The organism is Microbaculum marinum (genome assembly GCF_037855135.1).
GTDB lineage: Bacteria > Pseudomonadota > Alphaproteobacteria > Rhizobiales > Tepidamorphaceae > Microbaculum > Microbaculum marinum.
The window spans coordinates 1-22,923 of sequence record NZ_JAZHOF010000004.1 but is presented as its reverse complement, the minus strand read 5'-3'; the positions used below and the strand labels follow the sequence as shown (position 1 = coordinate 22,923).

Below are 22,923 nucleotides of genomic sequence, written 5' to 3'. Positions count from 1 at the left end.
GGCGGTACGCCGGTTCCATGCCCGCAAGCATTGACGGCGGATGGCGGCGGGTCGATTACCTGTGAGGTAATTGGCCATGCGCGCCGCCGACCCGTATTCTGCCCTCATGTCGGAACCGGACTCCTCGATCGGCGACCTCGTGCGCAGCTGGCGCCGGCGCCGGCGGCTGAGCCAGCTCGATCTGGCTGTCGAGGCGGAGATCTCCCAGCGCCACCTGAGTTTCGTCGAATCCGGCCGGTCTCGTCCGAGCCGCGACATGGTCTTGCACCTGGCCGAGCGACTGGCGGTGCCGCTGCGCCAGCGCAACGAGATGCTGCTCGCTGCCGGCTACGCGCCGGCCTACCGGGATCGCGCACTCGACGATCCGGGGCTTGCGGCGGCGCGCCATGCCGTCGACCTCATCCTGGCCGGCCACGAGCCGCATCCGGCGCTGGCCGTCGACCGGCACTGGACGCTGGTATCGATGAACCGGTCTGTCGCGCCGCTCCTGGCCGGTGTCGACGCCGGCCTGCTCGAACCGCCGGTGAATGTGCTGCGCCTCAGCCTGCACCCGCGGGGTCTGGCGCCGCGCATCGCAAACTTCCGGGAGTGGCGGGCGCACATTCTGGCGCGGCTCTCGCAGCAGATCGAAAATTCCGCGGATCGCACGCTCATCGCGCTGATGGAAGAGCTGAAGGGGTACCCGGTCCCCCCCGGTGCGAAGCCCTACGGCGCCGGCGCCGCCCCCGCGCTGGGCGGCATCGCGATCCCCTTCGCGTTGCGCACGCCGGGAGGTGTCCTGTCGTTCCTCGGCACGACGACGGTGTTCGGGACGGCGCTGGATATTGCGCTGTCGGAGCTCGCCATCGAATCCTTCTTTCCTGCCGATCCGGAGACGGCCGCGGCGATGCGCCTGACCGTCGCCGCGCCGGACTGACCAGCACCGTTTCCTATACCGGCTCCGTCGCCGCGATCAGCCAGTCCCTGTCGTCACCCTGCAGGTGCGGCCCGATCAGCTCGCGCACGCGGGCGTGGTAGGCGTCGAGCCAGGCGATCTCCTCAGGCGTCAGCAGCGTCGGGTCGACGAGTCGGCGGTCGAACGGGACGAGGGTGAGCGCTTCGAAGGACAGGAGCTTCTTTTCGCCGCCGGGAACCTCGACGGGATCCGTCACCAGTTCGAGGTTTTCTATGCGGATGCCGTATTCGCCGGTCTTGTAGTAACCTGGCTCGTTGGAGACGATCATGCCCGGCTTGAACGCGGCGCTGCCGGTCTTGGCGATCCGCTGCGGGCCTTCGTGAACCGACAGGTAGCTGCCGACGCCGTGGCCGGTGCCGTGGTCGAAGTCGAGGCCGGCCTGCCACAGCGCGTAGCGGGCCAGCGTGTCGATCTGCGCCCCCGAGGTGCCTTCGGGAAAGCGTGCCGTGGCGATCGCGATATGGCCCTTCAGCACCAGCGTGAAGTGCCGGCGCATGTCGTCGCTGGGCACGCCGACGGCCACCGTGCGGGTGATGTCGGTGGTGCCGTCGACGTACTGGGCGCCGGAGTCGACCAAGTAGAGTTCGCCCGGCTTCAGCGGCCGGTTCGTCGCCGTCGTCACCCGGTAGTGCACGATCGCGCCGTTCGGCCCGGCGCCGGAGATGGTGTCGAAGGATATCTCCTTCAGCGCACCCGTCTCGGCGCGGCACGCCTCTAGTTTCGTCGCTGCCGCGATCTCGTCGACGTGGCCCGACGGCGCCTCCCGGTCGAGCCAGGCCAGGAACCGGCAGACGGCGGCCCCGTCGCGCAGGTGGGCGGAGCGGGCGCCGGCGATCTCGGCGGCGTTCTTGGTCGCCTTCGGCAGCAGGCAGGGATCCTCGCCTGGCAGGATGCGCGCGCCGGCTGCTTCGAGCCGGTCGGAGATCCACTGAGCCGCGGTCGCCTCGTCGAGGCGGAACACGGCGTGATGCTCGGCCGCCCTGTCGAGGACGTCGCCGAAGGTGGCGGGTTCGGCAACGTCCGCGACCGCCTCGATATGGTCGCGCGACGCGTTCGACAGCTTGCGTCCGTCGATGACCAGCGTCGGCCGCCCCTCCGCCGGCACCACCGCGAACGACAGCGGCAGCGGCGTGTGCGCCACGTCCGAGCCTCGGATGTTGAACAGCCAGGCAATCGACTCCGGCTGGGTCAGGACGGTCGCGCCGGCCTTCGCCTTCGACAGGATCGCCTGCACCTCGGCGATCTTCTCCTGTGCCGTGCGTCCGGCATAGGCTTCGGTGTGGATGGCGACCTTGCCGAGCGGCGGCGCGGGGCGGTCGGCCCAGACCGCATCGAGCGGATTGTCCGTGCTTGCCACCAGCCTGGCGCCCGTCGTCTCGGCGATCTTCTGCAGTCGCTTGACGCCGGCGATCGTGTGCAGCCAGGGATCGTAGCCGAGCCTGGCATCGGGCCACAGATGCTCTTCCAGCCACTTGTCCCAGCCATCGGTGATCAGGTGCCGCGGTTCGAAGGCCTCCGTGTCCACCTGGTCGCGTACCTGCAGCGTATAGCGCCCGTCGACGAAGATCGCCGCACGGTGCTTCAGGACTACGGCGATGCCCGCCGACCCGGAAAATCCCGTCAGCCACTTCAGCCGCTCCGCCGAGGGCGGCACGTATTCCCCCTGGTGTTCGTCGGATCTCGGAATCAGGAAGCCGTCGAGACCGCGCCGCTCAAGCTCGGCCTGGAGGCGGCTGAGTCGTTCTGCGCCGTGGCTTGGATCAGCCACTTCATCGAATGTCTGGAACATCGCTCTTAACTAGAATGAAGGCATCCGCCGATCAATCCGTGATCGGTACCTCGTCTACTGCCGAAGAATGCGCACTGCGTGCGCAAGGACGGGGCTCGCTTGCTCCTCTTGTGTGCAGTGCAGCAAAAAATTTGCGCATGCAAAAACTGCAGGCCTGTCATGTGGCTAACGGGCTTCCAATCAGGTCAGTAATTCTTACCTTTCCGCTCAGAACGGCGAGAGACACGAGCCTCAAGATACGGTCTCAAGCACACGGAGCCATTCATGACCACGACGACATTCTCTCCGGCCCACATAGGCACCACTGAGGCGCGGCAGGACCGCAGCCTTTTCCGGCGGGCTCTGGATCACATGATCCGGGCGCGTGAGGCGGAGGCGAAGCGGCGCATGGCCGCGACGCTTTGGACCTACAGCGATCAGACGCTGACCGAGATGGGCCTGACCCGCGAAGAACTTGCGCGCTGGCATTCCGGCGCGAACGACTGACGCCAGTTCACTGACCTGAGTTTCCTCCCGACTGATACTCCCCGGTGCGGTTTTCCGCTCCGGGGGTTTTTTTCAGTCGGCGCTGTTGTTTTCCACATGCTTGCCTGACTGGCTGCGGCCGTCTTCCGGTTTGAAACCGGCTTCCAGGTCTTACGGTCGTCAAAACGGACGCGGGTAGCGGATCCGGTCCGGTTCAAGCGCGCCCGATCCGTAGCCCGGATGCCGCTTCGCGCAATCCGTTCCACGCTTCTCTTGCGAGCCTTCTCTGGCGTCAGCCGCGCGACCCGCAACCGCAAGGGCGATTGTCTTGGCGCCGGCGAACGCCGCGCGGTCACCGGCGACCCCGGCTCCTGGCGTTGCCGCCCCTCCCATTTCGCGACGAACTGTACTAGAACGACCGCAAAGTACATCCGATGGATCCGAGACGATGAACGAAGTGGTGCGCGACGTCGCCAGGGCGAAGCTGATCGACGGCATGACCGGGGCCTGGGAGGTGGTGATCGGCATGGAGATCCATGCCCAGGTCTCCTCGCAGTCGAAGCTGTTTTCAGGCGCCTCGACCGGGTTCGGCGGCGAGCCGAACAGCAATGTGTCGCTGGTCGATGCCGCGATGCCCGGCATGTTGCCGGTGATCAACGAATTCTGCATCGAGCAGGCCGTGCGGACGGGACTCGGCCTGAAGGCCGGCATCAACCTGCGTTCCGTCTTCGACCGCAAGAACTACTTCTATCCCGACCTGCCGCAGGGCTACCAGATCTCCCAGTACCAGCATCCAATTGTCGGCGAGGGCGTGGTGCTCGTCGACCTGCCTGACGGGGAACAGATCGAAGTCGGCATCGAGCGAATCCACCTCGAGCAGGACGCGGGAAAGAGCCTGCACGACCAGCATCCCTCGAAGTCCTATGTCGACCTGAACCGGTCCGGCGTGGCGCTGATGGAGATCGTCTCCAAGCCCGACATCCGTTCGTCGGAGGAGGCGCGCGCCTACGTCACCAAGCTGCGTTCGATCCTGCGCTATCTGGGCACCTGCGACGGCAACATGGAGCAGGGCTCCCTGCGCGCCGACGTCAACGTGTCGGTGCGAAGGCCCGGCGAGCCGCTCGGCACGCGCTGCGAGATCAAGAACGTCAACTCGATCCGATTCATTGGCCAGGCGATAGAATACGAGGCGCGTCGCCAGATCGAGCTGATCGAGGACGGCGGCACCATCGACCAGGAGACCCGGCTCTTCGACCCCAAGGTGGGCGAGACCCGGTCGATGCGGTCCAAGGAAGAGGCCCACGACTACCGCTACTTCCCCGATCCCGACCTGCTGCCGCTCGAACTGACACAGGACTGGATAGACGCCATCGCGGCGAGCCTGCCGGAACTGCCTGACGAGAAGAAGGCCCGACTGATCGCGGATTTCGGGCTGACGCCCTACGATGCCGGCATCCTCGTCGCGGAGCAGGAGACGGCCGCCTTCTTCGAGAAAGTCGCGGCCGGCCGCGACGCCAAGCTCGCCGCCAACTGGGTGATCAACGACCTGCTCGGCGCGCTGAACCGGGCCGGCAAGAGCCTCGAGGAAAGCCCGGTCTCGGCGGCGCAGCTCGGCGGCATCATCGACCTGATCGGCGAGAAGGTGATCTCCGGCAAGATCGCCAAGGACCTGTTAGAGATCGTCTTCGAGGAGGGCGGCGACCCGCGCCATATCGTCGAGCAGCGCGGCATGAAGCAGGTCACCGACACCGGCGCCATCGAAAAGGCCGTCGACGAGGTGATTGCCGCAAATCCCGACAAGGCCGAGCAGGCCAAGGCGAAGCCGAACATGGCAGGCTGGTTCGTCGGCCAGGTCATGAAGGCGACGGGCGGCAAGGCAAATCCGCAGGCCGTCAACGAACTGGTGCGCGCCAAGCTCGGGATCGAGTGATGTTCGTCCGCACCGCCGGTGCGCGCGACCTTGTTGCGATCCGCGAGCTGCTGGTGGAGACCTGGCACGCGACCTACGACGGGATCTACGGCGCGGACCGGGTCACCGCCATCACCGACGAATGGCATTCGCAGGCAGCCCTCGAGGCACGCCTCCACAGGCCGTCGACCGAGTTCATCGTCGCCGACGACGGCGCGACGCTGGCCGGTGTCGCCTTTGCCGGCGCCTCGGCGGACGGTGGGCAGGTGACACTGCATCAGCTCTACGTCTGCCCGGACAGGCAGGGGCAGGGCATCGGCACGATGCTGCTCGCGGAGATCCTCGACAGCTATCCGGACGCGAAATCGATACGGCTGGAGGTCGAGCTCGACAACGCTGCGGCCGTCGCCTTCTACGTCGCACGCGGCTTCAGGCAGACCGGCCGGACCGAGCATTGCGGCGCCGCGGATTCGGGCATCCCGGCGCTGATCCTCGAGCGGGCGCTCGTCTGACCGCCGCTTCACTTGCCGCTGCGACGGCTCGCGCCATATTGCCGCTTTCGCGGATGTGCGGGCCCCCCGGCGGAGTTCCAGCCCCCGGGGTTCCCGCCGGCGCAGGCATCGAACCGGCTATCGAGAGGAGCGCCGCTCAATGACGAAACCCATCGAACTCTATTACTGGCCCACGCCGAACGGCTGGAAGATCACGATCTTCCTCGAGGAAGCCGGACTTCCCTACGATGTTAAGTACGTGAACATCGGCAAGGGCGAGCAGTTCGAGCCGTCGTTCCTGGAGATATCGCCGAACAACCGGATGCCCGCCATCATCGATCCCGACGGGCCCGGGGGTGAGCCGATTTCCGTCTTCGAATCCGGCGCCATCTTGCAGTACCTCGGCCGCAAGACCGGCAAGTTCTATCCCTCCGACGAGCGGGCGCGGGTGAAGGTGGACGAGTGGCTGATGTGGCAGATGGGCGGGCTCGGTCCGATGCTCGGCCAGAATCACCACTTCCGCAACTATGCGCCCGAGAAGCTGCCTTACGCGATCAAGCGTTACGAGAACGAGGCCGACCGGCTCTACGGCGTCCTGAACAAGCGTCTTGAGGGACGGGAGTTCGTCGCCGGCGACTATTCGATCGCCGACATGGCGATCTTCAGCTGGGTGCGGCGGCCGGAAGCCCAGGGCATCGACGAGGCCGCCTTCCCGAACTACGTCCGCTGGCGTGACGCCATCGCCGCCCGGCCGGCGGTCCAGCAGGCGGTCGGGATCGGTGAAGAAAAGCGTTCCAACCTGGCCGACGATAAGGACGCCCAGAAGGTCCTGTTCGGCCAGCGCGCCCGCTGAGTCCCGGCCGGCAGGAGAAACGGCCTGGACGGGTCAGTTCGACCTCGTCCAGGTTTCGCTCTTGCAGATCAGCCCGCCCAGCACGCAGCCGGCAAGCTTCATTGTCTCGGCGCCCTGCATCGTCAGCTTGCCCGTGTAGGTCTTGCCGTCGCGCGGATTGTAGAGCTTGCCGGAATACTGGTTCTCGCCGTCGGGCACCATTCCGTAGATCATCTGGACGCCGACCAGCGGCCGGTCGCGCTTGGCCGGATCGGGGTTCCTGGTGTCGGTGCGAGGCGTCTTCTCCCAGACGATTGTCCCGCAGTACGAGTTCGAGCACTTCGAGATCTGGACCCTGGCATCCCCGTTCTCCGTCAGCCAGGTGCCGGACGGATCGGCGCTGGCGGGCCCTGCCGATACGACGGCCAGCATCGCCAGGCCCGACAGCAGTTTCGAAAGCGTACGAAAGCCCATGTCGTCCTCCCTTGGACGTCTCCCGTTCCCGGCGGTTCCCGGCTGAACTGGGATCCGCGCCGGTTTGACGCCGACGCTAGTCCAGCGCCAGAAGGCGGGCAAGCCGATCAGACCGGGGGCTGCGCGCTGTCGGCTAGAGAACCTCGGCGGGAACGGCTGCCAGCGCAAAGACCCCGATCGGCTCGACGCGGCCACGCACCTTCCGTCGAATTGGCTTCAGGTCCTGCAGCGTTGTCGCCGCTCGTGTCATCGTTTCCTCGGACACGATGATCGGCGCGCCGAGTTCCTTCGACAGGCCCTCCAGCCGGGCGGTGATGTTGACGGTGTCGCCGATCGCCGAGACCGTGCGGGCATCGGGCGGACCCATCTCGCCGACGATCGCCTCGCCGGTATGGATGCCGACGCCGATCCTCAGCGGTTCGGGGAGGTCCGTCTTCAGCGCCTCGTTGAGCGCGGCGAGCCGGGCCAGCATGGCGTCGGCGCCGCGCAGTGCGTCGCGGCAGCCGTCCTCGACCCGGCCGGTCAGACCGTAGAGCGCCATCAGCCCGTCGCCGGTGAAGTTGGAATAGTGGCCGCCGGTCGCCATGAGCGCCCGGATCATCTCGGCGAAGAACTGGTTGAGGATGAACAGCGTGTCGAAGGGCAGGCGGGCTTCGCCGAGCCCGGTCGACCCCCGCAGGTCCACGAACAGCACGGTGACCAGCTGTTCGCGGCCGAAAAGGTGGCCGGGCCGCCTGCCGTCGGCGGCCGTCGCGTGCGGCGACAGCAGCGGAACGACCGACAGCGAGGTCTCCGGCCGGATCTGGCAGGCAAGGCGCACATGGTCGGGAAAGCCGATGCGGTGCAGCGCCGTGGCCTCGGTCGGCTCCGGCGCGGGCAGGTCCTCGAAGCCGTGGCGCACCAGCACCCTGCAGGTCGTGCAGCGGGCCCTCCCGCCGCAGACCGACGGATGCGGGATGCCGTTTGCCCGCAGCGTCTCCAAGAGCGTGGCGCCGGGCAGCAGCGGTACCGAACGTCCCTCCCCGTAGGTGACCCGCGCCCCGCCGATGCCGGCCTTTGCCCTTCGGATCGCCCAGGCCACCGCGATCGTGCCGAGGATCAGTCCGTAGACGACGAGCGCGTCGAGATAGATCTGATGGATCCGGGCGAGGTTCTCCGGGGTCCAGTTGGCATCGTCGAGAAGAAAGGCAAGCAGTTCCGGGTCCCTGGCCGCCTCGCGCAGGATCTCGTTGCCCGACGCCACGAATCCGGCCAGCGACAGGGCCGGTATGATGAGGGCCGAGGCGAGCAGAACCGTGCGTGCCCGCGCAAACCACCGGCGCACCTTGAGCCAGTGCCAGATGCCGATCGAGCCGTGCGTCCAGGCGATGATCAGGGCGGCCGCCTGCTTGATCCCGTATGTCGGCGCAGCGAGCCAGAAGAAGCCCTGCACGACATAGTAGTCGGTGTTCGCCTGGTAGAGCTCGATCATCAGCCGGTTGGCGAGCGCGTGGTCGAGCATCAGCACGGGGATCAGCAGCCCGCTCAGGTACTGCACCGCCTCCCAGGCCTTCAGGCGAAGCGTCCGGCGCCGCCACAGCGTGTAGAGGTTGACGATGACGTGCAGGATCGCCGCGGTGACCAGGACCAGGCCGCCCAGCGGATTCGTCCACGGCGCCAGCAGGACGTGCGAGGCGGCGTTCTGGGCATCGAGCGAGATGATGCCGAACGCGTGATTGATGAGATGACCGAGGACGAAGGCGAACAGGATGAGCCCGGTCCACAATCGCACCATGCCGAGCGTCGGCCACCGGAGGTCGAGCCGTCGCGGTCTGCCTTGCTGGGGCCTCGGGCTGCCGCCGGGCGCGACCGCGCGGTCGCCGTCGCCGGATGTCTGTGCCGCCGTCAGGGCCGCACCGCGTGCCATCCGCGGAAACCGTCGCCGGTGATGTCGCCCGGCGCCTTGTCGCGCACCCACAGGTAGAGCGGCCTGCCGTCATAGGCCCACTGGGCCTTGCCGTCGTCGCGTGCGATCACCGCGAAGGCGCCGATCGGCGCGGCGCCGGCGGGCGCCTCGAGCGGCGGCCAGTTCTCCGCGCATGTGCCGTAGCAGGCGGACGCGCCGGCCGGATCCTCGTCGAACGAATAGAGCGTCATGCCGCTGGCGTCGACCAGCACGTCCCCGATCGCCGTGCTTGCGGTGGTGATGCCCTCCGGAAACTCCGCTGCCAGGGGCTCCTGTACGGCGAGGATCGCCAGCAGGACCGCGGCCGCAGTCGTCGCAATCATACGCATCGGCAAGCCTCCTCTTCGGCCATCGCGTCGGGGAAGCATATCATCGCCGGCGACCGCACAGTACTGGCCTGTCGCCGACCGGGCGGTGAACCCGCCGTCGATCGTCAGCACCGAGCCGACCACGAAGCGCGCTTCGTCCGAGGCCAGGTAGAGAGTTGCCGCGGCAATTTCCTCGGGCCGCCCGAGCCGTTTGATGGGCAGCGTTTCCGCCGCCTCTTCGCGCGACACGTCATGGTCCTCGATCCAGCGCAGGAAGACGTCGTTGGGGATGTCGAATGCGCAGGAGGCAATGGCATTGATCGAGATGTTTTCGGCGGCGACCTGCAACGCGGCCGACTTGGTGAGCCCGATGACGCCGCCCTTGCTGGCTCCATAGAGGCCGTTGTCGGGCTCTCCGGTCATGCTGCTGGTGACCGAGGCCTGATTGACGATTGCGCCGCCACCGGTCCTTCGCATGGCCGCCACCTGATGCTTCATCCCGTAATAGGTGCCCTTCAGGTTGGTGTCGATCAGCGTGTCGAAGTCGCCGGAGGGCAGGTCGAGGGTCGGACCGGCGATCTCCTTGGCCGCGTTGTTGACGGCCACATCCAGGCGGCCGAACCGAACGAGCGTCTGCGCCACGAAGCCCTCGACCTCGGCTTCCCGTGCGACGTCGACATGCAGATGGAAGCCTTCCGCGCCCCTGGAGGTCGCAAGGTCGAGGGTTTCCTGCCCTCCTGCATCGTTGATGTCGCACAGGGCGAGCCGCGCCCCGCGGTCGGCAAAGGCAAGCGCCAGCACACGTCCGAACCCCTGTGCGGCCCCGGTGATCATCACCACCTTGCCGGTGAAATCCAGCATCGCAGAAGGTGTCCCTCTCAAGAACGCGGTTCGGCGACAGGTTCGCGGGCATGGCCGCCAAAAGCAAGCGCCCCGGCCGGTATCGGCCGCGCAGCGCCGTCATTCCGGCGGGGCAGAGGCGCCTCCTCTGCCGCAGCCCCTTGTCCCGGGCCGCGCGGTCGGCTATCTCGGTGGCACGCGGAGACGTGGCCGAGTGGTCGAAGGCGGCGGTTTGCTAAACCGTTAGGCGGGGTAAACCCGTCTCGAGGGTTCGAATCCCTCCGTCTCCGCCAGCCTTTACGTTTCACATTGGCTCCATGGGTTGTTGACCCGACCGAAAAGGGCACGGTTCGATGGGCTTTCGCCATCGTCAACTGCCATCCCGAGATCATGCTTCGCATCTCAGCCCAGTTCGGCTTCGCGCCTGAAAGCGGCGGATGGATTGCGGCGCCGCCCAAGGAGTTGGGGGAGCTTCGCGGACACGCAAAACAAGCCGCACATATGTAATCGATGCTGCAGGCCACGGGACTGTCGAGAGTAATTTTGCTGGGGGGCGCGGCCCAGCGGCACTGTTTCCGGGAGGTGCCCACCGAGGCGACAACTGTCGGATGGCAACGTTGTCCTGATTTCGTAGTGAACGGCAACCGACGAACCCCGTCTTCGTTTTCTCGTTCTGGCATTTGCCGTAGGAATTGGTGAGAATGGCCGTGAGCTTGGCTTCTATCGAGCGAGGGACTCATGGATATCCGCCAACTCCGATACTTCGTCCGGATCGTCGAAAGCCGGAGTTTCACCCGTGCCGCTGAGACGCTGCTGATTTCGCAGCCGGCGATCGGGCTCCAGGTCCGCAAGCTCGAGGAAGAACTCGGCGTCACGCTGCTGGTCCGCCATTCCCGCGGTGTCGAACCGACGCGCGAAGGCGAAGTCCTCCTGAAGAGCGCGCGTAACATCCTCGCCGAGATGGACCAACTGGCCCAGGCGGTGCGGGACTGCTCGGCCGAGGCGCACGGAAAGGTGAGGCTCGGGCTGGCGCCGTCCCTCAGCGTGCTGTTTGCCGAGCCGCTGATGAGCCTCGCCGCCAAGCGGCTGCCGGGTGTGGACCTGGAGTGCATCGAATCGACCAGCCCGCTTCTCAAGCAATGGGTCGCGGAACGCTCGATAGATCTGGCGATGGGCTGCGAGGATGAACCGCATCCCGACGTCCGCGAGCAGTCGCTGTTCAGCGAGGCGCTCTATCTTGTCGGCAGCGGCAGGCAGTCGAAGCCTATCGAGGAGGCGGTGATACCGTTCCGCTCACTCGCCGGCCGGCAGATCCTGCTCGCTGATCCGATGCGCAGCGGCCTCGTGCAGAAGAAGATCAAGGCGGCGGTGCTCGCGACCGGACGCGAGGTCTCCATCACCGCCGTCCACCCCTCCGTCGAGGTCGTCAAGCTCCTGGTCGAGGACGGCAAGGGCGAGACGATCCTGCCCTGGTCATCTATCCGCAGGGAGTGCCAGCAGGGTCGGCTTTCTGCGCGACGGGTGGTCGATCCGGATCTGCTGCGCCATGCGCTGGTCTTCAGCCATCGCGCGCATCCGATATCCCACGCCCAGGGCGAGGTGCTGAAGCTGATCAACGATGCGATCCGCGAGGAACGGGACCTAGCCCCGTCCTCGGCGTTCGCCGGCTCGCACGAACTCCAGGTCTGACGCACCGGCGCCTGCCTCGAGACAGGACGCCTACCAAAGTCGGAGCGCCTACTTGAAGACGTTGCGGATTCCGACGATGCGCTCGATGATTGCGATCGCCACGCAGGACAGCGCCACCAGCAGTGTCGAGATCGCGGCAATCGTCGGATCTGAATAGAACTCGACGTAGTTGAAGATCTCGATCGGCAGGGTGTAGTAGCCCGGCCCCGCCACGAACAGCGTCACCGTGAATTCGTCGAACGAGATGATCAGAGCGAAGATGCTGGCCGCCAGGATGCCCGGCCGCAGAAGCGGCAGCAGGACGTGGAACAGCATCCGCGCGGGTGTTGCGCCGAGCACCAGTGCGGCCTCCTCGACGTCGCGGTCGATCTCGGACAGCGACGCTGCGAGGACGCGCACCGCGTAGGGCAGGGTCATGATCGTGTGGGCGATGACGAGCCCCCAGAAATTCCGCAAAAGTCCCATTTGGCCGAGGATCATGGTCAGTGCGATGGCGATGACCACCGTCGGGATGATCAGCGGCGACAGGAACAGCGCCTCGCAGAGCGCCCGGCCGCGAAAGCGGAACCGCACCAGCGCGTAGGCGGCGAGCCCGCCGATGGAAAGGGAGATCGCGGTGGTGACGACGGCGAGGCGGGTGCTCAGGTAGAACGCGTCGAGAAACTCGGGACGCGACAGAGCCGCCTCGAACCATTTCAGCGAGAAGCCCGATGGCGGAAAGGCCATCGAGGCGTCGGAGGAGAACGCGAGCGGCACGATGATGACGATCGGCAGCAACAGGAACACCATCACCGCCACCACGTAGGTGTTCAGTATCATCCGGCCGTTGCCGCTGCTGTTCATGACCGCCTCACCGCCTCGCCATCCGCGCGACGGCCATCGAGAACAGGCCGATCAGCCCCAGTGCGCCGACGGCGAGGATCAGGGCCTGGACCGCGCCGCCCGGCCAGTCGCCGAGGTCGAGCACCTGCTGACGGACGGTCAGCGCCATTACCGGCACCGATCCCCGGCCGAGCCACAGCGGCGTGAGGTAGGATCCGACCGTCAGGCAAAAGACGATCACGGACCCCGTCGCCACGCCGTGGATGGACAGCGGCAGGATGATCAGGCGGAACGCGGTCCTCGGCGTAGCGCCGAGCGTCAGGGCGGCCTCGATCGCGTCCTTGTCCATGCGCGACAGCACTGCCGAGATCGACAGAACCATGAACGGCAGCAGCACATGGACCATGCCGGCCACGACGCTCCAGAAGCTCTGCATCAGGGGGACCGGCTCCTCGACGATGCCGAGCCAGGTCAGCGCGGCGTTGATCAGCCCTTCGTTGCCGAGGATGACGGTCCAGCCGATCGTCCGCACGACGATGCTGACCAGCAGCGGCGTAAGGATGATGATGAAGACCATGTAGGCGTATCGCGAGGGCAACATCACCAGATACCAGGCCACCGGATATCCCAGGACTGCGCAGATGATCGTCGTCACCGCCCCGAGCGCGATCGTTCGCCAGGCCGCCTCCATGAGATAGGAATCGGAGAAGAACGCCAGATAGTGCTCGAGCGCGAAGGAGGCCGGTCCCGGGAACTGCTCCTGCACCGAGACGTAGGCCATCAGCAGGAAGGTCAGGGCGACGGCGATGCCGAGAGCCAGGGCAGGCGAGAGCAGGCCGGCGATCAGCAGCTGCCGGCGCGTGTTGGGGCGACTCACCGGATTTGCGGCCGCGACAAGCGCGTTCTTGGCGTGCCGCGCGCTCAATTGACCCAGCGCCCGCCGTCGATGTCGATGATCTCCCCGGTCATGTAGTTCGGCTCGACCGTAGCCAGGAACTCGATGACCACGGCGATGTCATCTGGTTTGCCAACGCGGCGGAGGGGGGTCGCCTCTTCCATCTGCGATCTGACGCGCCCGATCAGTTCGCGGGTGAGCCGGGTCTCGATCAGGCCAGGGCACACGCAGTTGACGGCGCACCCCGGTCCGAGCTCCTGCGCCAGCCCGCGCGTCAGTCCGAGCACGCCGGATTTAGACGCTGCATAGGCGAACTTGCTGACGGCGGTTGGACTGCCGCCGGTGTGCGCGTTCACCGAGGAGATGTTGATGATGCGCTTGGAGGGGCCCTTCGCCATGTGCGCGGCGACTGCCTTGCACCAGGTGAACACCCCCTTGAGGTTGATGTCCATGACCCGATCCCATTCCTCCTCGGTGATTTCGAGGATTGTCTTGGGCATTGAGATGCCGGCGGCGTTGACAAGCGCGTCGATGCCGCCGCGCACCTCGATGAGGCGCTCCGAGGCGTCGTGGGCCGCGGAGAGGTCGCGAACGTCGGCGACGAGCGTTTCGGCGCTGCCGCCGGCCTCCGCGCAGGCGCTCGCCTGGCCGGCAAGCGCTGTCTCGTCTAGGTCGACGAGAAGCAGGTGCCATCCGCGTCGCGCCAGCCTCAGGGCAGTGGCGCCTCCAATTCCCTGCGCGCCTCCGGTGATGATCGCCGTTCCGCTCATGCCGCACTCGCTGTGTTCCCGCGGATTCCGGCCTTCTGGAGTGCCGGCAGTATCTCGTTCACGATCGGCGGAAGGTCCTTCTCGAAATTGAGGACGGTGATGGAGGCGCCGCCGAAGCCCGCCTCGGACATGGCGACGATCTGCTCGACGATGTCGTCGGGGGTTCCGACCAGCGGATAGCCTCCATTGCCGGCCGCGAAGCGCAGCCTAAGCTTGGCCTGGTCCTCCGACGGCAGACTGGCCAATCCGCTGCGGCCCTTGAAGTAGTAGTCGAGGGCGCCCTGGTCGGCATTTTCCTCAGCGTAGTAGGCGTGGAACTCCTCGGCCTCCGATCGCGTCGGGCGGCAGACGACGTAGGAAACCGCGAAGACTTCCGGCGCTGACCGGCCCATTTCGGCGGCCTTCTCGCTGATCTGGTGGATCTGGGCAGAGCCGTTGTCTAGTTCGTCGATCAGCGTGAACAGGACGTCCGACGTGCGGAGCGCGAAGTCCCTGCCTTCCGGCGAGGCGGCCGCGCAGATCACCAGCGGATGCGGCTTCTGCACGCTGCCGGGGAGGGCCGAGAGCCGCTTCAGCCCCTCGAAGTGCTCGCCGTCGTAGTCGAACGGCTCCGGCGCGCCCGCCACGAGGCGGGACCAGATGTCGTACCATTCCTGTGCCTGCGCATAGCGGACCTTGTGGGGCAATGGATGCAGGCCGAACATCTCGAAATCGTCGACATTCCAGCCGCACACGATATTGAGGCCGCAGCGTCCGTTGGTGACGTGGTCGATCGTGGTCATCGCCTTCGCCGCGACGACCGGATGAATTATCGGTGTGTGCACCGTCGAGATGATGTGGATCTGCTCTGTGATCGCGCCGAGTGCGGCAGCGTGGGTAAGCGTGTCGAAGGAGTGCAGGCGCTGCATCATGGCGCCGGGGACTCCCTTCCAGCGTGCGATCGGAATGAGGAAGTCGAGGCCGCCCCTGTCTGCCATCCGGGCCATGCGTTCGATCGACGCCCAGTCTGCAGGCCACCGTTCCGGAACCGTGGTGAAGCAGTTTCCGCCCTCGTGGAGGTAGCCGAACAAGCCCAGTTTGAAGGTCGTCGGGTCGGTCATCTTGCCGCTCATGGTCTCCTCCCTCACTGTTTCGGCCGGGTCGGCAGAACAATCGTGTCTTCAGCAGACCAGGCGAGATGGACCGGGTCGTCAACGACGTAGGAGACGTCGGTGGCGCCGGCTCCTCCGGGCACGGCGACGGTGATCTCGGTGCCGGCGCAGTCGACTACGAAGGTCGTGTTGGATCCGGAGAAGAGCGTGTTGGTGACACGTGCCGGAAGGGTGTTCCAAGCGGCGTCCGGTGCGGCGAGCAGGCGGATGTTCTCCGGCCTGACCATCACCAGAACGTCTGATCCGGGAGGGCAGTCGTTCGCGGCTTCGCTTGCCCGGATCGCCTGGCCGGACGGCATGCGCACCGTTGCGCCTTCCCCGGTGCGTTCGCTGACTACTGCCGGTAGCAGGTTGGCCGCGCCGATGAAGTCTGCGACGAATGCGTTGCCGGGGTGCCGGTAGATTTCCTTCGGCGTGCCCGCCTGCTCCACGTGTCCGTTGGACATGACGATCACCTGGTCCGACAGGGTCAGCGCCTCGTCCTGATCATGGGTAACCATGATCGTGGAGATGCCCACGCGCCGCTGGAGCTGTTTGAGCTCGACCTGCATCTGGTCGCGCAGCTTTTTGTCCAGGGCGCCCAGAGGTTCGTCGAGCAGCAGGATCTTGGGCGAGTTGACGACCGCGCGCGCCAGCGCGACCCGCTGCTGCTGGCCGCCGGAAAGTTGGGAGGGCAGGCGGTCCGCCATGCCGGTGAGATGGGTCAGGTCCATAGCCTGGCGGACCTGCTCCCGCGCGTCCGGGCCCCGCATTCCCTGCATGCGGAGCCCGAAGGCGATGTTTTCCGCCACGCTCATGTGCGGAAACAGGGCGTAGCTCTGGAAGACCATGCCGACACCCCGCTTCCAGACGGGCACGTCGTTGAGCACGCGGTCGCCGACGCGGATGGTGCCGGCATCGGGGGTCTCGAGACCGGCGACCATCCGCAGGACTGTGGTCTTGCCGCAGCCGCTCGGTCCGAGCAGGCTGACGATGGAGCCGGCCTCGACGGATATCGAGACGTCCCGGACGGCGAGATAGCTGCCGTAGGACTTCGATACCTTCTCGATGGAGACGGGAACCCCGTCCCCCTTGATTCCGATGCCGGCTGCCACGCCTTCAGCTCTGCAGTTGACGGGTGATCATGGTGTTGTAGCGCTTGAAGTCGGAGGCAAGTTCGGCCGCCGGCAGGCGATAGAGCTTGGCGGCCTCCTCGGGCGTGACGACCGCCGGATTGGACAGGAGTTCCTCTGGAATCTCGACGGTGCCGACGGCCGGCGAGATGAACGTGCGGCTTAGCCACTCGCGCTGGATCTCCTCGGCGAACCAGGTGTTGAGGTAGGCTTGCGTGAGCTGGGTCTTCTTCGGCGACATGCCGGTCACGCAGCAGGCGTGGTTCGACCACAGCGTGCCGCCCTCCTCGGGAATCGTGAAGGCGACGTTCTTGCCACTGGCGCGCGCCTGTTCCGCCCAGGCGCCCCAGTGCGGAGCGAGCCACATCTCGCCGCGGGCCACGAGATCCTCTTCCGCGACCGGGGAGGTAACCCAGGCGCCGATATTCTGCTTGTGGGGCACCCAGGCCTCGATTCCGGCGGCGACGCTGAAGCCTTTGCCGGCGGCGACGCCGGCCATCGCGTAGGCATCGAAATTCGAGGCCCACATCGACACGCGGCCCTTGTATTCCGGCTTGTAGAGGTCGTTCCAGGAGGTCGGCTTCTCGACCTTGTCGGGGTTGTACATAATCCCGTACGGCGTCTGCTGGAAGATCTTGGTGAAGCCGTCGTCGGCGCGGATCTCCTCCGGTACCGCCTCGGCGTTCGGCATGTTCTCGTACTCTAGTGGGGTCCACAATTTGTCGACGATGCCCCGGGCGGAGAAGAGGTCGTTGAACATGCCGCCGGCCACGATTGGATCGTCACGGGTGGCGATCATCTTTGGATAGGTGACACTGTTGGAGGAGACCTCCAGCTCGACTGCCGTGTCCGGCACTTCCTTCGCGAACATCGGCTCGGCGAACTCGCGCAGGACATCGACCACCGGGCCGCCCTGGGTCAGTACGGTGATGCTTTTGACTTCCTCGTCGGAGGCCTGGGCGAGAGCCCGCGCCAGCGGATCGAGGGTCGCTGCACTGGCACCGATGGCGGCGAGGCCCTGCAGGATCGCGCGCCGGGACGGCCGGGACGAGAAGCGATTGAGTAGGGATTTCACATCGTCGTTCATGGGGTGCCTTCTTTCTCCGTTGGTTGCGATCGGGTCGGTTCAAACGGGCGGTGGATGGGTCGCCGGGTCGCCGAGGTCCCAGTAGACGGCGGTCATGATCCGCAACGCCTCGCGTGCGACGGCAACCGGCAGATGTTCGTTGCCGCCATGGTTTTGCGCGCCTGGATAGGAATGCGGGATCCAGATGGTCCGCATCCCGAGGATCTCCGAGAAGGCGTCGTTCGGCAGTGAGCCGCCGACGTTGGGCAGGACCGCGGTCGGCTTGCCTGTGGTCTGGGCGATGGAGTCGCCTACCCAGCGGACCCAGGCGTCCGAGGGATCGAGCCGCGTCGCCCGGAACCCGACCGTGGCGTTCTCGATGGCCACCATCGAAAAGCCGTGCGCATCGAGATGAGCTCGCAGGTTTTCGACGACCTCGTCCTCTTCGACCCCGACGACGGTCCGAAGCTGGCACTTCGCGATCGCCTTCGGCGGCACGGCATTCACCGTGTGCTGAGGATCACCGCTGGTCATCGCCAGGACGTCGAATGAGGACCAGCCGTATAGCTGTTCCGCGGCGGAGAGGCCGGGCTCGCCCCAGCACGGCTCGATGGACGGGCCGTTCGGCCCACCGTTCACCTGGATCGTGGACAGCGCCGCCCGGACGGTCTCCGGGACCGACGGCGGGGCCCATCCAGGCACCCTTATGCGGCCCGTGACCGACGCGATGCAGGCGATCGCGTGTGCCAACTCGATCGCCGGATTTGCGAGCAGGCCCCCCCAGTTGCCGGAATGGTGGCCGGTGTCGCGACGTTCGATCGAGAGCGTGAAGTTCACGGCTCCGCGGGTGCCGAGATAGAGCGTCGGCCTGTCGGCGCTGACGCGCGGCCCATCGGAAGCAACGAGCACGTCGGACGACAGCCGCCCCGCCTCCGCCCGGCAAATCTCCCGAAGGCCCGGCGACCCGATCTCCTCGCCCATCTCCACGAGCCATACGGCATTGAATCCGAGGCGGCCCCGTTCCTTCAGGACGGTGCGCATGGCGGTGAGGTTGATCGAGTGCTGTCCCTTGTTGTCGACGATGCCGCGGCCGTACCATGCCCCGTTGCGCTCGGTGAGCGTCCACGGATCCAGTCCGTCGCTCCAGGTCTCCGGCGCCCCTTCCACGACGTCGCCGTGACCGTAGCCGAAGATGGTCGGCAGGCCTTCCTGTTCGTCCCGGCGGGCGATCAGCATCGGGTTGGCGGAACCGGGATGCTCGACCTCGTCGCAGACGAACCCCATAGACGCCAGTTCGGGAGCGATCTCCTCGTCGAGATATGTCGAGAGCTTGTCCCCGCCGGCGGTACTCTGTGTGCGATAGGCGACCCGGCGGCGGAGCGTCTCGAACAGTGAGCCGTCGTCGATCAGTGATTCCGCTCGTGCGACCGCGCGGGAGCGGTCGTCCGGTTGAGAGGTGTGGTCGGGGCGGGCTACGGATGTCACTCGGCGTTTTCCAGTGCATACGAAGCGATTTCGTCGTGCCTGGCGAACCAGACCCCCGGCAGGCTTCGTGCGTAGCGGATGATCTCTTCTAGAATCCAGATCCGCGACCGGTAGGTGATGATGTGGGGGTGCATCGTCAGCTCGAAGAGGCCGCCTTGTTCATAGGCGGCATCGAGCTCCCGCTTGAAGATGTCGAAAACCTGAGACGGCGGCGTGTAGGGTCGCAGTGACTCGAAGCGGTTCATCATGAAATATACCGCATCGTCGCGCACCCACTCGAACGGGATCTCGACCACCCCGGTCGGCTTGCCGTCCATCAACAGCTCGTAACAGTCCTCATCCGCGCCAAGCGAGGAATCGTAGGCGAGGCCCAGTTCGCACAGCAGGCGAAGCGTATTCTCCGAAAAGTCTGCAGATGGAGAGCGGAGGCCGGTTGGCCGCTTGCCCGTGATCTCTTCAATCGTATCGAGCGAGCGCAGCATGAGGTCGCGTTCGTCGTCGATCTCGAGCACCGAGTTCAGCTCGTGGATCCAGCCGTGGATGCCGATTTCGTGTCCGGAGTCGACCACGCGCCGTTGCTCGTCGGGATGCAGCAAGGCAGTCACCGCCGGTACGTAGAAACTCGCCGGTACGTCGTACTTCTCTAGCATGGAGAGGATGCGCGGTACGCCGACGCGGTTGCCGAACTGACCCCAGGCGAGACGGCCGATCGAGCGGCCGCCCTCGCGAAGTTCGCTCGTCTCGTGGTCGGAATCGAACGACAGCGCCACCGCGAGCCGGGCTCCATCCTTCCATTTGCTCGGCCGCAGCGGTCGTCCCGCGCGGACGCGGCCGACAAGCCGCCGCCATTCTTCGTCCGGCCATTGCCACGGAGCAATCGGAGCCTCACTCGTCATTTTCCATCCCAGTATCTGCCCGGCCCGCATGAGGGGCTCATCGAGGGTTCACACCGGAACGCTCCTATCCCGGCGGCCCGGGGTCTAGAACAATCGGCATATGAGTGGTGTGAGTTTGGCTTATGTCTGCGCAGCGCGTGGTCCGGCACCGGCGGTCTCGTCCCGCTATAAATTTCACTCTCTGCTGGTGAAAGCATTCGGTATTGGATTCGCTGTTTCGCCCGCCCTAGCGTCTGCGCCAAGCGGCAGTCCCATCGGTCTGATCCGCAACCAGGACGGCACAGGACTCCGAAGCTTCGGCGACGGCGCCGGGGGAGGGCGACATAACGCGGACGGACCTAGAATATGCCATCGAGAGCGGCACCGCGGCGATCGATACCGATGCGTTTCGCCGTGCACTCGGCCATTTCTCGACGGGCGTCACGGTCATCACCGCGGACGCGGGGGGCAGTCTGGCCGGTATCACGGCCAACTCCTTCAACTCCGTATCGCTCGATCCACCCCTGATCCTCTGGTCGGTCAAGAAGACGTCCACCAGCTGGCCGGTGTTTGCCGCGGCACGATCCTTCGCCGTCAACGTCCTGGCGGTCGGGCAGTCGACTCTGGCCGCGCAGTTTGCCCGGTCGGGCACGGACAAGTTCAGCGGGGTCGGCTGGCGTCACGGGGCATCCGGCGCTCCTCTGCTCGATGACGTCACAGCCAGGTTCGAATGCGAGCGACGCTACGAGTACGAGGGTGGCGACCACCTGATCGTCGTCGGAGAAGTGACACGTTTCAGCCGTTTCGATCGGCGTCCGCTGGTGTTCACCCAGGGCCGCTTCAGCGTTGCGATCGACCACGAGGAAATTGACCAGGCAGTCGCCGCCGCCTCGGCGGAGGATCGCCCCACCTTCCTGACGATGCTGCGCCGCGCCTTCCTGCACCGAGCATCGGAGTTTCGCGAGGAGGCGCACGCCGTCGGCTTCACGATGAACCAGAGCCGCCTGTCCTATCACCTTGCGGTCAGTCCGGGTCTGACGCTTGAGAATCTGGCGCGTGTTGCGCTTCTCGATGTAGACGCCGCCAAGGACGGCGTCTCGGCGCTCGAAGACAGGGGATGGATCGGCCGCCGCGTCGACGGGACGCTGGAACTGACTTCCGAGGGCCGGCGGCAGAACGTTCGGTTGGGCGAAGTCGCCCGGTCCGCCGAAGCCGCGAAGCTTGCCGGCTATACCGCTGCGGAAATCGAGATCGCGCGCCGCGTCATCGCCTCGCTCGGCGGCAGGCTCGACAACATCCCCGACTATGGCGAAGACCCGTGACGACCGGAGGCCGCATGACCAATCCACTGTTCAACGACAATCGACTGAAGCTCGGCATCTTCGGCACCAACGGCAAGGGCGGCTCGCAGACGCGTGTTCCCGAGCTCTACAAGCCTACCTGGGAAAATTCGGTGCGGACCGCGCAGGTCGCCGACCGGGCGGGATTCGAGGCGATCGTCGCCTATGCCCGGTGGAAAGCCTACATGCCGGGCAAGCCCGACCATCCGAGCGGGCTCGCCCTGGACCCGTTCACCTGGTCCGCCGGCATTGCCCAGGCGACCAGCTATTCGGCGATCATGCCGACCTCGCATGCGCCGACGATCCATCCGATCACCTGTGCCAAGCAGTGCGCGACCATCGACCTCATCTCCGGCGGCCGGCTGGGCCTGAACATCGTCGGCGGCTGGAACAGGCACGAGCTGGAGATGTTCGGCGCGCCGCTGCGCGAGCACGACGAGCGCTACGAGCAGCTCGAGGAATGGCTCGCCGTGATCAAGCTGATGTGGACGCAGACCGAGGAGTTCGACTTTGACGGCCGGTTCTACTCCGTGCGGCGCGGCGCCTCTATGCCGAAGCCGGTCCAGAAGCCCGCGCCGCCGATCATGAACGCCGGCGGCTCGCCCCGCGGTATGGAGTTCGCCTGCCGCAACGCCGACATGTGCTTCGTCATCCTGAGGTCGGAGGATCCGGCGGAATGGCGCCGGCAGATCGATCTCTACAAGGAGACGGCCCGATCCTTCGGACGCGAGGTGAAGGTCTGGACCTACTGCCCGGTGGTCCAGCGCGACACCAACGAGGAAGCGGAAGCCTACCTTGACTACTATGCCGTCGAGATGGAGGACACCGAGAGCATAGACGCCTGGTCTGCGGGAGTTGGCGGCCAGTCGCAGATCGCCTCGCGCGAGCAGATGAAGGAGATGCGCAAGCGGATCGCTGCGGGGGCCGGCGGCAACATCATCGTCGGCGACGCCGAGCGGATCGCCGAGACCATGCACAACCTGTGCGATGCTGGCCTCGACGGAATACTGTGCTCGTTCGTGGATTTCGACGACGGGCTAGGCCGCTTCATTCCCGGCGTCATGCCGCTTCTGGAGCAAAGGGGGCTCCGGGCGCCGTTCAGTCCTGGCGGGTCCATAGGGGCGGCAGTATAGGCGTTCGCAACTACGCCAACTGAAAGCTCCACCGGAACCATTGACACGTTTCGGGCCGGTCTTCGCTGAAGGAGGGGGCACGCCGTGGGGTGCCGGCGACCATGGCCTACGCGTCGCTGTTCGGCTGACAGGCTATCGGTCGGGCTTCCGGACTAGCCGCCCCGACCGCGCAGGAGGAATCCGCTCAGGATTGCCGCGCTCTCGTCTGCAAGCTGCGGAGTTGCCGTCCCTGCAGTTTCGGCAGGTGCGGCGTTGGGAACATCGCTGCGATCACTTCGAGATGCCGATACGCAAAATCTGGTCGGGCGCAGGTTACCAGCGTCGGAGCCTCGACCGCGGCAAACCGGGCATCGCGGTCATAGTCGAAGGCGGCCCGGTAACCGTGGTGGTAGGTCTCGATGTTCTTGATGAACTCGACGAAGCGCGCGTGGAGAACCTCCATTCCCGGGAGGCCGATATTGCGGGCGCGTTCGGGCCTTCGGTCCTGCCGGCATTGGCGACTAGGACGCAAACTCATAAATCGGTAGCGGCGCAGGGTGAAGGATGATTCAAGCTCCGCAAGGAGTTTGTCATGTCC

Annotated in this window: 21 protein-coding genes and 1 tRNA gene; 9 read left to right on the top strand and 13 right to left on the bottom strand. The window is 66.0% G+C overall.

Translation table 11 applies throughout. The features are described from left to right. The first annotated feature begins 106 nt into the window (after positions 1-106). On the top strand, positions 107-916 hold the full coding sequence (locus V3328_RS10130) for a helix-turn-helix domain-containing protein (RefSeq protein ID WP_378759552.1): 810 nt from the start codon (positions 107-109) through the stop codon (positions 914-916). A gap of 13 nt (positions 917-929) precedes the next feature. Here the strand turns inward: V3328_RS10130 and V3328_RS10125 are convergent, their stop codons facing one another. Beyond that, positions 930-2,744: an aminopeptidase P family protein gene (locus tag V3328_RS10125; protein WP_340329533.1), complete on the bottom strand. Its 1,815-nt coding sequence runs from the start codon at positions 2,742-2,744 to the stop codon at positions 930-932. 264 nt (positions 2,745-3,008) lie between these two features. On the opposite strand from V3328_RS10125, the gene V3328_RS10120 reads away from it, so the two are divergent. The 4 genes from V3328_RS10120 to V3328_RS10105 all read left to right on the top strand — a co-directional run bounded on the left by V3328_RS10120 (position 3,009) and on the right by V3328_RS10105 (position 6,462). Continuing rightward, positions 3,009-3,230, top strand: a complete 222-nt coding sequence (locus V3328_RS10120) for a hypothetical protein (protein ID WP_340329532.1) — start codon at positions 3,009-3,011, stop codon at positions 3,228-3,230. 427 nt (positions 3,231-3,657) lie between these two features. Continuing rightward, complete coding sequence (gatB, locus tag V3328_RS10115; protein WP_340329531.1) at positions 3,658-5,139, top strand: Asp-tRNA(Asn)/Glu-tRNA(Gln) amidotransferase subunit GatB; 1,482 nt, start codon at positions 3,658-3,660, stop codon at positions 5,137-5,139. Then, positions 5,139-5,630, top strand: a complete 492-nt coding sequence (locus V3328_RS10110) for a GNAT family N-acetyltransferase (protein WP_340329530.1) — start codon at positions 5,139-5,141, stop codon at positions 5,628-5,630. The genes gatB and V3328_RS10110 overlap by 1 nt, the downstream gene beginning before the upstream one ends. A 139-nt stretch (positions 5,631-5,769) precedes the next feature. Continuing rightward, positions 5,770-6,462: a glutathione S-transferase N-terminal domain-containing protein gene (locus V3328_RS10105; protein ID WP_340329529.1), complete on the top strand. Its 693-nt coding sequence runs from the start codon at positions 5,770-5,772 to the stop codon at positions 6,460-6,462. A 33-nt stretch (positions 6,463-6,495) separates the two neighbouring features. On the opposite strand, the gene V3328_RS10100 is transcribed toward V3328_RS10105, so the two are convergent. From V3328_RS10100 to V3328_RS10090, 3 genes are all read right to left on the bottom strand, one after another. Continuing rightward, the gene (locus tag V3328_RS10100; protein WP_340329528.1) at positions 6,496-6,915 is read right to left on the bottom strand and encodes a DUF2147 domain-containing protein; all 420 of its coding nucleotides are present in this window, start codon (positions 6,913-6,915) and stop codon (positions 6,496-6,498) included. 133 nt (positions 6,916-7,048) lie between these two features. Next, positions 7,049-8,821, bottom strand: a complete 1,773-nt coding sequence (locus V3328_RS10095) for an adenylate/guanylate cyclase domain-containing protein (RefSeq protein WP_340329527.1) — start codon at positions 8,819-8,821, stop codon at positions 7,049-7,051. After that, positions 8,800-10,029: an SDR family oxidoreductase gene (locus V3328_RS10090; RefSeq protein ID WP_340329526.1), complete on the bottom strand. Its 1,230-nt coding sequence runs from the start codon at positions 10,027-10,029 to the stop codon at positions 8,800-8,802. The genes V3328_RS10095 and V3328_RS10090 overlap by 22 nt, the downstream gene beginning before the upstream one ends. Positions 10,030-10,208: 179 nt before the next feature. Between V3328_RS10090 and V3328_RS10085 the strand changes: the two genes are divergently transcribed. Continuing rightward, positions 10,209-10,301: transfer RNA gene (locus V3328_RS10085), tRNA-Ser, on the top strand. 445 nt (positions 10,302-10,746) lie between these two features. After that, entirely contained in the window at positions 10,747-11,697 is a 951-nt protein-coding gene (locus V3328_RS10080; RefSeq protein ID WP_340329525.1) for a LysR family transcriptional regulator, read from the top strand. Positions 11,698-11,745: 48 nt separating this feature from the next. On the opposite strand, the gene V3328_RS10075 is transcribed toward V3328_RS10080, so the two are convergent. Genes V3328_RS10075 through V3328_RS10040 form a run of 8 tightly spaced genes read right to left on the bottom strand, consistent with a single transcriptional unit; the run spans position 11,746 to position 19,894 of the window. Beyond that, positions 11,746-12,540 (bottom strand): ABC transporter permease, encoded by a 795-nt coding sequence (locus V3328_RS10075; protein WP_340329524.1) that lies wholly within the window; start codon positions 12,538-12,540, stop codon positions 11,746-11,748. A 7-nt stretch (positions 12,541-12,547) separates the two neighbouring features. Further along, positions 12,548-13,444, bottom strand: a complete 897-nt coding sequence (locus V3328_RS10070) for an ABC transporter permease (protein ID WP_340329523.1) — start codon at positions 13,442-13,444, stop codon at positions 12,548-12,550. Then, positions 13,441-14,184, bottom strand: coding sequence for an SDR family NAD(P)-dependent oxidoreductase (locus tag V3328_RS10065; protein ID WP_340329522.1), 744 nt, complete (start codon positions 14,182-14,184; stop codon positions 13,441-13,443). The genes V3328_RS10070 and V3328_RS10065 overlap by 4 nt, the downstream gene beginning before the upstream one ends. After that, the gene (locus tag V3328_RS10060) at positions 14,181-15,296 is read right to left on the bottom strand and encodes an LLM class flavin-dependent oxidoreductase (protein ID WP_340329521.1); all 1,116 of its coding nucleotides are present in this window, start codon (positions 15,294-15,296) and stop codon (positions 14,181-14,183) included. The genes V3328_RS10065 and V3328_RS10060 overlap by 4 nt, the downstream gene beginning before the upstream one ends. 11 nt (positions 15,297-15,307) lie before the next feature. Then, complete coding sequence (locus tag V3328_RS10055; protein WP_340329520.1) at positions 15,308-16,429, bottom strand: ABC transporter ATP-binding protein; 1,122 nt, start codon at positions 16,427-16,429, stop codon at positions 15,308-15,310. 4 nt (positions 16,430-16,433) lie between these two features. Beyond that, positions 16,434-17,534 (bottom strand): ABC transporter substrate-binding protein, encoded by a 1,101-nt coding sequence (locus V3328_RS10050; protein WP_340329519.1) that lies wholly within the window; start codon positions 17,532-17,534, stop codon positions 16,434-16,436. 39 nt (positions 17,535-17,573) lie between these two features. Then, positions 17,574-18,998, bottom strand: a complete 1,425-nt coding sequence (locus V3328_RS10045) for a M20 family metallopeptidase (RefSeq protein WP_340329518.1) — start codon at positions 18,996-18,998, stop codon at positions 17,574-17,576. Beyond that, positions 18,995-19,894 (bottom strand): polysaccharide deacetylase family protein, encoded by a 900-nt coding sequence (locus V3328_RS10040; protein WP_340329517.1) that lies wholly within the window; start codon positions 19,892-19,894, stop codon positions 18,995-18,997. The genes V3328_RS10045 and V3328_RS10040 overlap by 4 nt, the downstream gene beginning before the upstream one ends. Before the next feature lie 323 nt (positions 19,895-20,217). Here V3328_RS10040 and V3328_RS10035 point away from each other — a divergent pair, with 323 nt between their 5' ends. Both V3328_RS10035 and V3328_RS10030 read left to right on the top strand, forming a co-directional pair. Continuing rightward, positions 20,218-21,195, top strand: a complete 978-nt coding sequence (locus tag V3328_RS10035; RefSeq protein WP_340330047.1) for a flavin reductase — start codon at positions 20,218-20,220, stop codon at positions 21,193-21,195. 14 nt (positions 21,196-21,209) lie between these two features. Continuing rightward, positions 21,210-22,346: an LLM class flavin-dependent oxidoreductase gene (locus V3328_RS10030; RefSeq protein WP_340329516.1), complete on the top strand. Its 1,137-nt coding sequence runs from the start codon at positions 21,210-21,212 to the stop codon at positions 22,344-22,346. A 184-nt stretch (positions 22,347-22,530) separates the two neighbouring features. On the opposite strand, the gene V3328_RS10025 is transcribed toward V3328_RS10030, so the two are convergent. Next, on the bottom strand, positions 22,531-22,923 hold a 393-nt coding region (locus tag V3328_RS10025), incomplete at its 5' end, for a hypothetical protein (RefSeq protein WP_340329515.1).

Excerpts from the sequence above, each read along its gene's own strand:
- V3328_RS10130 (WP_378759552.1), top strand. The coding sequence starts at position 107 with ATGTCGGAACCGGACTCCTCGATCGGCGACCTCGTGCGCAGCTGGCGC.
- V3328_RS10125 (WP_340329533.1), bottom strand. The coding sequence starts at position 2,744 with ATGTTCCAGACATTCGATGAAGTGGCTGATCCAAGCCACGGCGCAGAA.
- V3328_RS10120 (WP_340329532.1), top strand. The coding sequence starts at position 3,009 with ATGACCACGACGACATTCTCTCCGGCCCACATAGGCACCACTGAGGCG.
- gatB (WP_340329531.1), top strand. The coding sequence starts at position 3,658 with ATGAACGAAGTGGTGCGCGACGTCGCCAGGGCGAAGCTGATCGACGGC.
- V3328_RS10110 (WP_340329530.1), top strand. The coding sequence starts at position 5,139 with ATGTTCGTCCGCACCGCCGGTGCGCGCGACCTTGTTGCGATCCGCGAG.
- V3328_RS10105 (WP_340329529.1), top strand. The coding sequence starts at position 5,770 with ATGACGAAACCCATCGAACTCTATTACTGGCCCACGCCGAACGGCTGG.
- V3328_RS10100 (WP_340329528.1), bottom strand. The coding sequence starts at position 6,915 with ATGGGCTTTCGTACGCTTTCGAAACTGCTGTCGGGCCTGGCGATGCTG.
- V3328_RS10095 (WP_340329527.1), bottom strand. The coding sequence starts at position 8,821 with ATGGCACGCGGTGCGGCCCTGACGGCGGCACAGACATCCGGCGACGGC.
- V3328_RS10090 (WP_340329526.1), bottom strand. The coding sequence starts at position 10,029 with ATGCTGGATTTCACCGGCAAGGTGGTGATGATCACCGGGGCCGCACAG.
- V3328_RS10080 (WP_340329525.1), top strand. The coding sequence starts at position 10,747 with ATGGATATCCGCCAACTCCGATACTTCGTCCGGATCGTCGAAAGCCGG.
- V3328_RS10075 (WP_340329524.1), bottom strand. The coding sequence starts at position 12,540 with ATGAACAGCAGCGGCAACGGCCGGATGATACTGAACACCTACGTGGTG.
- V3328_RS10065 (WP_340329522.1), bottom strand. The coding sequence starts at position 14,184 with ATGAGCGGAACGGCGATCATCACCGGAGGCGCGCAGGGAATTGGAGGC.
- V3328_RS10060 (WP_340329521.1), bottom strand. The coding sequence starts at position 15,296 with ATGAGCGGCAAGATGACCGACCCGACGACCTTCAAACTGGGCTTGTTC.
- V3328_RS10050 (WP_340329519.1), bottom strand. The coding sequence starts at position 17,534 with ATGAACGACGATGTGAAATCCCTACTCAATCGCTTCTCGTCCCGGCCG.
- V3328_RS10040 (WP_340329517.1), bottom strand. The coding sequence starts at position 19,894 with ATGACGAGTGAGGCTCCGATTGCTCCGTGGCAATGGCCGGACGAAGAA.
- V3328_RS10030 (WP_340329516.1), top strand. The coding sequence starts at position 21,210 with ATGACCAATCCACTGTTCAACGACAATCGACTGAAGCTCGGCATCTTC.